General features: G+C 42.3%; 5 protein-coding genes and 1 pseudogene. 3 read left to right on the top strand and 3 right to left on the bottom strand.

Going from position 1 to position 11,932, the window contains the following annotated elements; all coding sequences use genetic code 11:
- Positions 1–34 precede the first annotated feature (34 nt).
- Together fadI and fadJ are read left to right on the top strand one after the other, a co-directional pair.
- Positions 35–1,345, top strand: a complete 1,311-nt coding sequence (gene fadI, locus AC1HDP_RS06645) for an acetyl-CoA C-acyltransferase FadI (RefSeq protein ID WP_479638138.1) — start codon at positions 35–37, stop codon at positions 1,343–1,345.
- A gap of 5 nt (positions 1,346–1,350) precedes the next feature.
- The gene (fadJ, locus tag AC1HDP_RS06640; protein WP_479638137.1) at positions 1,351–3,474 is read left to right on the top strand and encodes a fatty acid oxidation complex subunit alpha FadJ; all 2,124 of its coding nucleotides are present in this window, start codon (positions 1,351–1,353) and stop codon (positions 3,472–3,474) included.
- A gap of 476 nt (positions 3,475–3,950) precedes the next feature.
- On the opposite strand, the gene AC1HDP_RS06635 is transcribed toward fadJ, so the two are convergent.
- Positions 3,951–4,562 (bottom strand): hypothetical protein, encoded by a 612-nt coding sequence (locus AC1HDP_RS06635; protein WP_479638136.1) that lies wholly within the window; start codon positions 4,560–4,562, stop codon positions 3,951–3,953.
- Between the two features lie 452 nt (positions 4,563–5,014).
- Between AC1HDP_RS06635 and AC1HDP_RS06630 the strand changes: the two are divergent.
- Positions 5,015–5,939 (top strand): annotated as a pseudogene (locus tag AC1HDP_RS06630) (IS3 family transposase).
- 99 nt (positions 5,940–6,038) lie between these two features.
- On the opposite strand, the gene AC1HDP_RS06625 reads toward AC1HDP_RS06630, so the two are convergent.
- Positions 6,039–7,241, bottom strand: a complete 1,203-nt coding sequence (locus AC1HDP_RS06625; protein WP_479638135.1) for an IS256-like element ISSod4 family transposase — start codon at positions 7,239–7,241, stop codon at positions 6,039–6,041.
- Positions 7,242–7,425: 184 nt separating this feature from the next.
- Positions 7,426–11,691, bottom strand: coding sequence for an EAL domain-containing protein (locus AC1HDP_RS06620; protein WP_479638134.1), 4,266 nt, complete (start codon positions 11,689–11,691; stop codon positions 7,426–7,428).
- Positions 11,692–11,932 lie beyond the last annotated feature (241 nt).

The following is an 11,932-nucleotide window of genomic DNA, read 5'->3' as shown; positions in this document are numbered from 1 at the left end:
GCAGACGGACAAAATAATAACAAGAGGATGACACATGCATGCTAGACAAGATTTGACCACGCGCAGCGGCGAGCGTATCGCCATAGTCGCAGGTCTGCGTACGCCATTTGCCAAACAGGCGAGCGCCTTTCATGGTGTATCGGCCTTAGATATGGGCAAAATGGTCGTCAATGAGATGATTGCTAGGGCAGAGTTAGACCCAGCATTAGTGCAGCAACTCGTTTATGGCCAAGTGATACAAATGCCTGAAGCGCCAAACATTGCTCGTGAAATTGTCCTAGGTACGGGCATGAATGTCGCCACCGATGCTTACTCAGTTAGCCGTGCCTGTGCCACTAGTTTTCAATCTGCCGTCAATGTGTGTGAGTCGATGTTAGCGGGCAATATTGATGTGGGTATTGCCGGCGGCGCAGATTCCTCGTCAGTGCTCCCTATTGGTGTGTCTAAAAAGTTAGCGCGCGCATTAGTTGATTTAAATAAAGCGCGCAGCCTTGGCGATAAAGTGGCTATTTTCCGCCGTCTTGGCTTAAAAGATTTACTGCCAGTACCGCCCGCAGTGGCTGAATATTCAACCGGATTGTCCATGGGGCAAACCGCCGAACAAATGGCAAAAACCCATAATATTAGCCGTGAAGATCAAGACGCATTAGCGCACCGCTCGCATACCTTAGCGACCCAAACTTGGGCTTCCGGGGTATTACAGCAAGAAGTGATGACTGCGCATGTGCCACCGTTTAAAAAGTTTATTGATATAGATAACAATATCCGTCAAGACTCGCAGTTGAGCTCTTATGCCAAATTAAAACCTGCCTTTGATCGCCGTCATGGCACAGTGACGGCCGCCAACAGTACGCCTTTAACTGATGGCGCTTCAGCCATCATTATGATGACAGAAAGCCGCGCTAAAGCATTAGGTTATCAACCCATCGGCTATATCAAGAGCTATGCCTTTACAGCCATTGACGTGTGGCAAGATATGTTAATGGGCCCATCTTATGCCACGCCATTGGCGTTAGCGCGCGCCGGCATGCAGCTTGAAGATTTAACCTTAATCGAAATGCATGAAGCCTTTGCCGCGCAAACCTTAGCCAATATGAAAATGTTTGCCTCAAAGAAGTTTGCTGAAGATAAATTAGGCTTAAACCGCGCCATAGGTGAGATAGATATGGATAAGTTTAATGTGCTGGGCGGCTCGTTAGCTTACGGCCATCCTTTTGCCGCAACAGGCACGCGTCTTATCACGCAAGTGTGTCATGAACTTAAGCGCCGTGGTGGCGGTTTTGGGTTAGCGACAGCGTGCGCAGCCGGTGGTCTTGGCGTGGCAATGATTTTAGAGGTGGAGTAACACACATGGAAAACACATTTACATTAAGCCGCCAAGATAACGGCATTGCCTTACTGACTATGGATGTTGTGGGTGAAACCATGAACACCCTTAAATCTGAATTCGCCTTTGAAATTAAGGAAATTATTGAAGAGATTAAGCAAGATAGCCGGATTAAAGGGCTGGTATTAGTCTCTGGTAAACCAGATTCATTCGTGGCTGGCGCTGATATCAGCATGCTAGATAACTGCCAAACCTATGCTGATGCCAAAGCGTTATCACAGGAAGGTCATCAAGTGTTTGCCGCTCTGGAAGGTTTGAATATTCCCGTGGTCGCTGCGATTCATGGCCCGTGTTTAGGTGGTGGTTTAGAGCTTGCCTTAGCATGTCATTCACGGGTGTGTAGTGACGATGCTAAAACCCAGTTAGGCGTCCCAGAAGTGCAACTAGGTTTATTGCCTGGTGGTGGCGGCACCCAAAGATTACCGCGCTTAGTGGGAATAGCAAAAGCATTAGATATGATGCTGACAGGTAAGCAAATTCGCCCTAAGCAAGCGCTTACTATGGGGCTGGTAGATGATGTAGTACCTGTCACTATTTTGACTCAAACCGCCATCAACATAGCGCTTGCGGGTAAAAAGAAGCGTAAGCCAATCAAACAAACCTTGGTGGAAAAGTTATTAGAAGGCAATAGCATTGGCCGCAATATCATTTTTCAGCAAGCGCACAAGCAAGTGATAAAAAAGACCCAAGGCAATTATCCCGCGCCCGCCAAAATTATTGATTGCGTGCGCCAAGGCATGGATAAAGGCATGAGCAAAGGGCTTGAATTTGAAGCCAGCCATTTTGCCAACTTGGTGATGACCAAAGAATCAGCGGCCATGCGGGCGTTATTTTTTGCCATGACTGAAATGAAAAAAGAAATCAAGGTTGATGGCATAGCACCTAAGAAAGTCATGAAAGCCGTGGTGTTAGGTGGCGGCTTAATGGGCGGCGGAATTGCCTCAGTGACAGCCTCAAAAGCCAAAGTGCCAGTGCGAGTGAAAGATATTAACGAGCAGGGCTTAAGTAATGCTTTGGCTTATGCCTACAAGTTAACTGAGAAGCCAGTAAAACGTCGTCATATGACGGTCGCCGCTCGCGATAAAATGATGGCTATGATGACCACCACCACCCAATATTCTGGGATTAAAGATGCCGATATTGTGATTGAAGCCGTATTTGAAGACTTAAACTTAAAGCATCAAATGGTTAAAGATATTGAAGCTCATTGCGGGCCTGAGACTATTTTTGCCTCTAATACGTCGTCGCTGCCTATTGGCCAAATTGCCGCCGTGGCTAGCCGTCCAGAAAATGTGATTGGTCTACATTACTTCTCGCCAGTAGAAAAAATGCCGCTGGTGGAAGTCATTGCCCATAAAGGCACGTCGGCACAAACCATTGCCACTACTGTGGCCTTTGCGCGTAAGCAAGGCAAAACTCCGATTGTTGTGCAAGATGGCGCCGGTTTCTATGTCAATCGTATCTTAGCCTTGTATATGAATGAAGCTGCGCAATTGTTGCTTGAAGGGCAAAGCGTGGCACACCTTGATAAAGCCTTAGTTAAGTTCGGTTTTCCTGTGGGACCTATGACCTTATTGGATGAGGTTGGCATAGATGTCGGCGCTAAGATTGCTCCCATTTTAACGACTGAACTGGGTGAACGCTTTATGGCACCGGCGGCATTTGATCGCCTGATTAATGATGGCCGTAAAGGGCGCAAAAATGAGAAAGGTTTTTATGTTTATGGCGCTAAGTCATCTAAAAAAGCTAAGCAAGTCGATGAATCTGTGTATGCGGTACTCGGTATTAAACCGAGCTCCGATATGGAAATGACGAGCTTAGCTGAGCGCTGCGTTATTCAAATGTTGAATGAGGCCGCTCGTTGCTTGGATGAAGGCATTATTAGTTCGGCGCGGGATGGTGATATTGGCGCCATTTTTGGCATCGGCTTCCCGCCATTCTTAGGTGGTCCATTTAGATACATGGATAGTTTAGGTATTGCGAACGTAGTGGCGAAGTTAGAAGCTTACCAAGCAACCTTTGGCGATCGTTTCGCGCCATGCCCTCTCTTAAAAACTATGGTGCAAGACAGCCGCACTTTCTTTTAAGCGTATTCACTGCCAATGACGTTATAACCATTAACTAGTTGATTAAATTATTCAAAAAGCGGCTATCACTGGCCGCTTTTTTATTTTTAGCGGCAAATTGATTCCTCGGTTATCCATTTAATATTTAAGTGTCATTGATGCACCGTATGCTTAATGCACTAGGTATAGACAAAGTCAGAGTGACAAAAGGTATTGCAAGATACCCAGAGCGCACAGAGTGTCGCTAGAGGAAAGGGGCTGTAAGGCACTAAGAGATGAAATAAAAGAGGTAGTTTATTTGAAAGATAGGGAGCATGGCTCCCTATCTTGCTTTGTTATGAATGTTGCTAACGCACCACTAGTTCCACCAACGTTTGGCTGGAATGACTTCTAAACGCTGTAAACCTTCAGGTAGTTGCACCATTTTCCGAGGAGCCTTGTTTAACCCAAATGCTCTTTTTATCACGGTAATCATGGGATTTCCTGTGCTCTGCTGTTTATGCAATGCCTGTACTGTCATTAAAACGTACCCAAGGCAGAGCGGCAGTTTCGGTTTCAGTGAAACGCACCCAAGGCAGAGCGGCAGTTTCGGTTTCAGTGAAATGCACCCAAGGCAGAGCGGCAGTTTCGGTTTCAGTGAAACGCACCCAAGGCAGGGCGGCGGTTTCGGTTTCAGTGAAACGCACCCAAGGCAGAGCGGCAGTTTCGGTTTCAGTGAAACGTACCCAAGGCAGAGCGGCGGTTTCGGTTTCAGTGAAACGTACCCAAGGCAGAGCGGCGGTTTCGGTTTCAGTGAAACGTACCCAAGGCAGAGCGGCGGTTTCGGTTTCAGTGAAACGCACCCAAGGCAGAGCGGCGGTTTCGGTTTCAGTGAAACGTACCCAAGGCAGGGCGGCAGTTTCGGTATCAGTGAAACGCACCCAAGGCAGAGCGGCAGTTTCGGTTTCAGTGAAACGCACCCAAGGCAGGGCGGCAGTTTCGGTTTCAGTGAAACGCACCCAAGGCAGGGCGGCAGTTTGATTGGATAAATCAATTGCGACTGGAGCCTGAATTGAAGCAGACACAGAAGTTGCTAGCACTGACAAGCTTAATACTATCTTTCTAATCATCGTTGTTTTCTCTCGTGTTGATTTAAGTTGTTTTTATTGACAGCGAGATATATCTGCATTTTGTATGCCAATTCAGATGCGTGGTAGGACTTAAATTAGTGTAAGTGGTTAAAGTTAATTTTAATGGAGTGAGAGGCATTCTGCGGCCGTAGCTAAGTTATATTGATTTTATATAGGCGCTCAGTGCTATTAGGTGATAGTGGTAAATCATATGCGCTGACTTTAAAAACGGTTTTCAATAGTGATTTTTGCCTGTGATCAACATGTTTTACTAATTAATCGACTAGTGGCTTGATGAGACTGTTGATGAATATTTCAATGAACTAAGTCATCGACCACTTAGTGGACATGGTAATCCCCCCTAAAAATAATCGCTGCTAAAAGTAGAATTTTCTCGTAAGTTAAATGCAGGAGATTCTGCCATGAAAAAATCACGATATGCGAATAGCTAGATTATAACGATCCTTAAGCAATCAGAAGCTAGTACGCCTGTGCCTGAGCTTTGTCGAGAGCACGGTCTCAGTAGCGCCACCTTTTATAAGTGGCGTGCTAAATACGGCGGTATGGATGCATCATTAATGGCTCGAATGAAAGAGCTAGAAGATGAAAACCGACGATTAAAAAAGATGTACGCAGAAGAACGCCTTAAAGCCGAAGTGATCCAGGAAGCCATGGCAAAAAAGTGGTGAAGCCCTGTGAAGGACGCGAACTCGCTCAGCAGTCAGTGGCAAACCATCAGCTAAGTATTCGTATGGCTTGCCGCACGTTTATGGTCAGTGAAACGTGCTTTCGTTATCAAGCGCAGTACTGTGATGACAATACTCTGATAGCGAACTGGCATTGAACCTAGGTATTCGCCCCAAACGGCGGTTAAAGCGAAACGTGCCAGAACCCTTAAAAGAACCGATGAAGCCCAACCAAGTTTGGTCTATCGATTTTATGCATGACCAACTAGCAGATGGCCGTCACTTTCGGCTATTCAACGTTATTGACGATTACCGTTGTGAAGGATTGGCCATCGAGCCAGTTTTTTCACTTCCAGCACCGAGGGTGATAAGAACCTTAGAGCAATTACTGGAATAACGAGCTAAACCTACGGCTATTCGTTGTGACAACGGCCTTGAATTCATTAACGCAGAGTTCACCGCATGGGCTAAGGCTAACAATATTCGGATTGACTACATTCAACCAGGAAAGCCACAGCAAAACGCTTATATAGAGCGACACAACAGAACAATTAGGTATAGTTGGGTGAGCAAGTACTTATTCGAGTCAATCGAAGAGGTCCAAGATTATGCAACAAAATGGTTATGGTTATACAATCATGAACGACTACACAAAGCGAATAATGGCAGGCCTCCACTGATGGCTACCTAACTTCTACTTTTAACGGCAGTTAAAAATGGGAGGATTACCAAGTCAAATCCGCCGTGCACTCAGTCAGAGGGCGTTCAAAATTCTGTGTCAGGCTAATTTTTAAATTTCCAGCACGCTATCTAAACGTCCTTCAAAATAAATCGCTAACTGAGATAAACAAAGGCTCCAATTGTGGATTGGCATGGTCCATTTATCTGAGGCGTTTAATATGCCTGCGTAAAGGAGCTTCAACAAGCTATTTTCATTAGGAAAAGCACCTTTGGTTTTGGTGAGCTTTCTAAATTGGCGATGTACAGCCTCAACTGCATTGGTGGTGTAAATCACTTTCCTGATATGTTCTGGGTACTTAATATAATGAGACAAATTATGCCATTTGCGGCGCCAAGAGTTGATTACCAGCGGATAAGCATCACCCCATTTGGCCTCCAGTTCGTCCAATGCCATCTCTGCCGCTTCTTTACTCACGGCTCGATACACAGGCTTTAAATCAGCCATAAACGCTTTCTGATTTTTTGAGGCGACATACTTCATTGAGTTGCGGATCTGGTGGATAACGCATAGCTGTGTTTCCGTATGAGGGAAGATACTGGCTATGGCCTCAGGGAAACCGGTCAAGCCGTCAACACAGGCGATAAGAATATCTTTTACACCACGATTATTAAGATCGGTCAGCACCGATAACCAGTAATTAGCGCCTTCATTTTCGGACAAGTGAAGCTCTAAAATTTCCTTTTTTCCTTTCATATTAAGCGCTAACAATGTGTAAACGGCTTTACTGACGTAACGCCCATCCTCTTTGACTTTATAATGTATCGCATCAAGCCAAACGATAGGATAATGGCTATCTAATGGGCGCTGTTGCCACGCGTTAAGTTCGGGGATGAGTTTGTCGGTGATGGCGCTTACCGTTGCGTTAGACACATTGATCCCATACATATCTTCAACATGTTGATTAATATCGCGATAGCTCATACCTATACTGAACATCGACAACACTTTACGTTCGATTTCATCGGTTAGCGTAGTTTGATTTTTCTTAATCAACTGAGGCTCAAAGGTGCCATTGCGGTCTCTAGGCGCGTCTAACACAAAGTTACCGGACGGATGCTTAATGGTCTTAGGGGTTTTGCCATTTTTACGATTAGGCAGAGGATCATGCGCTAAATGCTGCTCAAGCTCAGCCTGGAGAGCCGCTTCAGTGAGTTGCTTGATCAGTGGGCCAAGAATGCTGTCTTTACCTGTGAGGCTTTTACCTGATTGCAGATCTTTAAGGGCTTGTTCGAAGTTAAAAGGTTGGGTCATGTGTCATTCCTGTTTTTGAATATTTTACTGAAATGACACAGAATTATGAACACTACCCTCAGTCAATCAATGGAACGCTATTCTTAACTTAAAAAAATCCTGATAGCGTAAATAACTTATGTTAACCACTAGCTTACCTGTTCGTTGGTTTTTGGATAAACCTGAAAAAATTAACTAGATTAGTTTAGCAGACTAGCTGAAGTTGCTTTTTCTCTTGAAGATCTGTTAATAGTTGTTGAAATTCGCTTTCCTTTAACGGCTTGCTAAATACATACCCTTGTATTTCTTCGCAATTAAGTAATTTTAATATGGCTAGCTGAGAAGCATTTTCAACACCTTCCGCCACCACTAACAATCCCATATTGTGGGCAATCGTGATAATAGAATCAACCATCTTCATGTCACGTTCTGAGTTGGTAATATCATCAATAAAGGCTTTATCAATTTTGAGTGTATGAATAGGAAAGCGCTTAAGGTAAGACAAAGATGAATAGCCAGTGCCAAAATCATCTAAGGCTAAATTCACCCCCATTTCAGCCAGTTCTTGCATGACTTTAATGGCTTTTTCTGGCTGTTTAATCACGGTCCCTTCGGTAATTTCAATTTCTAGGTGGTGAGGCGGTAAGTGTGTAAATTGTAAAATAGACTCAATTCGTTGTTGTAAATCAGCTAATGCAAATTGATGTGACGATAAATTGACGGCAACACGGCCATTAAATAAGCCTTGTTCGCGCCAATGCTGAGTAGCAAAACATGCTTTTGTAAGCACTAGGTCGCCAATTTCAGCAATAAGGCCAGTTTCCTCTGCTAAAGGAATAAACTCACTTGGTGGGATTAACCCAAGCTCAGGATCCCTAAGACGGACTAAGGCTTCCATACCATTAAGCATATGGTTTTTCACATCAACTTTTGGCTGGTAATAGACTTCAAAATAATTGTGCTGCAATCCTTTTCTGATGAGGTTTTCCATTTTTAATTGTTTGATAGCATGACGGTTTAACGATTCAGAGTAGAACTGGTAACGATTGCCACCCGCAGATTTGGCATGATACATAGCAATATCCGCTTTCCTTAATAATGCTTGCTCGTCTTGCTCATCTTCAGGATAAAATACTATGCCAATACTGACGCTGACGACCATAGGTTCTTGATTGATAATGAAAGGGTCAACGAATGCCGTAATCAAACGAGAGGATATATTGGCGCAGCTACTGATATCTACTTGGTTATCTAATAATACAGCAAACTCATCCCCCCCTAATCGATAGATGCTAGCAGTACTAGGTAAGCTTAGTACTAAGCGGCTAGCGACTAAGCATAACAACTGATCACCGACTTGATGTCCTAGTGAGTCATTGATTTTTTTGAATTTATCTAAATCTAGTACCATTAAAGTATGATGCTGATCTTTCTTGACTAAGTTATGCAGGCTGACTTGTAAGTTAGCACGATTAGGTAAGCCCGTGAGTACATCATTGTTGGTAAGTTTTCTTAATTCTTCTTCTTGGTATTTACGGCGACTAATATCTGAAAATACTCCTACATAATGACTTAATTCACCTTGTTCATCATTAATAGCGTCAATCGTGATCTCGATTAAAATACTATTGCCATCGCCGCGTATTGATTCAATTTCATCGCTCCAGCGGCCATCGTTGCGTAATAATGCTTTAATTTGTGCTGAATAACTTTTTGGGTAGGCGTCAAAATTTAGAGGTTGGCCAATCAATTGCTGCCTATTTTTACCAGTAATATTGCAGCAGGCTTCGTTCACTTCCACAAAACTATAGTGCGCATCTAAAATAAACATACCTTCAGAGATATTCTTTATGGCACGTTCGAACAACTTGAGTTGTTCTTCAGCTTGCTTGAATATGCTGATATTTTTGATAGTACCTGTCATTCGAAGAGCATTATCAAACTGATCTCTTTCCACAATTTTGGCTCTATCTAAGATCCACAACCAATTTTCATGTTTGCCTTTTACTCGATAAGCCACTTCAAAATGATCGGTTTTGCCATCAAAATGCTGATTTAGTGCCTCACTTACTCTAGATTGATCTTGTGGATGAATATTACTGTCTTCTCCAATAGTGCCTGAGCGGCGACCATCGCGAGGAAATTCTAACGTTCCCCAAATATTAGAGCGAAATATATGTCCGGTTTCTATATCCCAGTCCCACATTTCATCACCACTGCCCCAAAGTGACAGCTTAAGGCGTTCTTCACTTTGTGCAATTTGCTTTTGAATGGCGGCTCTTTTGGCGAATACTCTTAAGATGATGGCGATGATCAGTAAGCCAATTACTAAATAAATTAATTTGGCAGAGGTTGATAACCACCAAGGTGGCGTAATCACTAAGATAATTGATTTTTCAGGACCAATGATTTGTGTCTGATTATCAGTGGCATATACACTAAATACATACTTACCTGGCGAGAGGTTAGTATACGTTGCCGAGTGAGTGTTATTGGCCTCTATCCAATGATCGGACAGCTCTGATAACTTATATTTGAAGGTAAATTGATGATTACTGCGGCCAATCGCGCTAAAATTGATAGTAAATGGATAATCGGAATACTTTAATTTAAGCTCTTCAGTATGATTAATTGTGCTAGCTAAAAATTCACTGCCAACACGCTGAGATTTATTGAAAATGAGTAAGTCGTTAAAGGCGACTCTTGGCGTTGGCATAGATTTAAAGTAATTCTCAGCTTTGGCCGGGTTAACTAAGTCTATGCCATGGTTACCACCGAGCAAAATAGAATTGTTAACTGTAGATATTGCTTGTGCATTATATTCATCTTGTGCACCATTATATCTGTTTATGATAGTCTTATTGTGGTTTTTAGTGTTGTAGATAATGACTTCACTTACTGATGCTGCGATGACATATCCATCAATTGTCGCTAAAGAATAAATAGATTTTTTATTGTTGTGGATATAAGTGATACTTTTTCCATTGTAATGCTTTAGTCCAGATTCAGTGCCAAAATAAATTTCTTTGTTAATGGTGACCGCATTTATGGCAAAAGAATCTTTGATAATATGCGAACTAGTATGTTGGTTTAATGAGTAAATACCTATTTGAGTGGAGATCAGCGCTGAGTCGTTGCTTAGGTGTATGTTGAAAATGGGATAGCCATTACTAACAAGTACAGTGGTGAATTGATCATTGCCATCGACCTTAGTGATATAACCGCTAATGTCACCGACTAACAAGTCACCATTAAGCCTTGATTTTGATATTACTGTATACTGGCCATCGGCAATTTTTTCTATGTTGCTTGTAACTTTATTTAATTTAAATAGACCTTTTAAGCTGCTTAGATAAATATAGTTGGTTTCATTCGCGATGGATTTAGCGCCTAGTATACCGGTGGCGTAAGTGTGAACTACTTGACCAAACTTATCATAATGAATGATATCACCATTTTCATAGGCAATGAAAATACTGTGGTCGTTATTATTACTAGTAGCTATGTCCCATACACTATCGGCTCTAACTTTGACGCGATTAATGATGTTAGCGGTTTTATCAATGAGAATAAAACCTTGGTTTACAGTAGCTATGATTAGTTTGTCATCTGTAGCAAATAAATTAGGTTTAGCGATGATAGGTATATCATTAGGAAGTCTTCCTAACTCATCAAACCTGACGCCATCTATTGATGACAAAATATTCTTTTTTGATATAGCATAAATAATATTATTTTTTACGACGAGAGAGTCTATGTCTTGTGTATTTGATATCAAGTTGTTGTTTGTATCAAATAAACCATTGTCTCTTACCAATATAGCTTGATCCTTAAAGGATTCAATCTGCTTACTATAACCAAGCGGGGTAATGATATTGTTTTTTGATAAATAGGTGTTGCCATTATCGGTACGTAATACTATGCCTTGATTGACTAATTCAAATGTGAGAATGTTTTCGTCATTCGTTAGGTGTAATACTTCAACTAATTTACTCAAGTCTTGGCTTAAACTAAACACTTTATTTGTCGTTGAAATGAAAATCTGTCCATTATCTTCATGAATATGCCCGACGGCAAAATTTACGATAGGGATAGCGGTAAATTTATCCTGTTTGCTGTCATAAATTACTAAGCCATGATTAGTGCCGACTAATAAACGATTGCTTGAATCATTAAGTAAACTGCGGATAAATGAGGTAGATAGTCCTGAGATTGCAGAAGCCACATAATGACTAAAAGTATTACCATTATAGCGATTAAGGCCATTAAACGTACCTATCCACAGGTGGCCTTCAGCGTCTATCGCGACAGAGGATGCCGCGCTTTCAGACAAGCCTTCTGCAATGCTAAATTTTTTAGCATTGAGCATAAAGGGAAGATGCGAATTTTGAAGGTGTTCAAAGCTCCAAGCAAGTGTGCTCGGCAGGGATGCGAAAATGAATAGCAAGCCTAGAAAGATGTTTTTTAGCATATAAGGTATTGTTTTTATTTGCCATAGTAATGCTTTAGTGTTAACACTTTTCCAGAACTCATGGCGCTTGTAAACCCCACTTACAACTGAGTCGAATAGATTTCAATCAAAAGTTTGATTTGCTTGTTTTAGTTTTTGCTGAAATAGACGTATTGGCGGCAGTTAATGCTGTTCTTGTCGATAGGCTTAGCCGTTATTACTAGTCTTAGTGAAGAGTGTGATGGTTTTCGCTTAAGCGAAT

The sequence above is a fragment of the Shewanella sp. ISS20 genome, assembly GCF_056522965.1.
The sequence above is the reverse complement of the archived record's forward strand: the minus strand, read 5'-3'. Positions and strand labels throughout refer to the sequence as shown.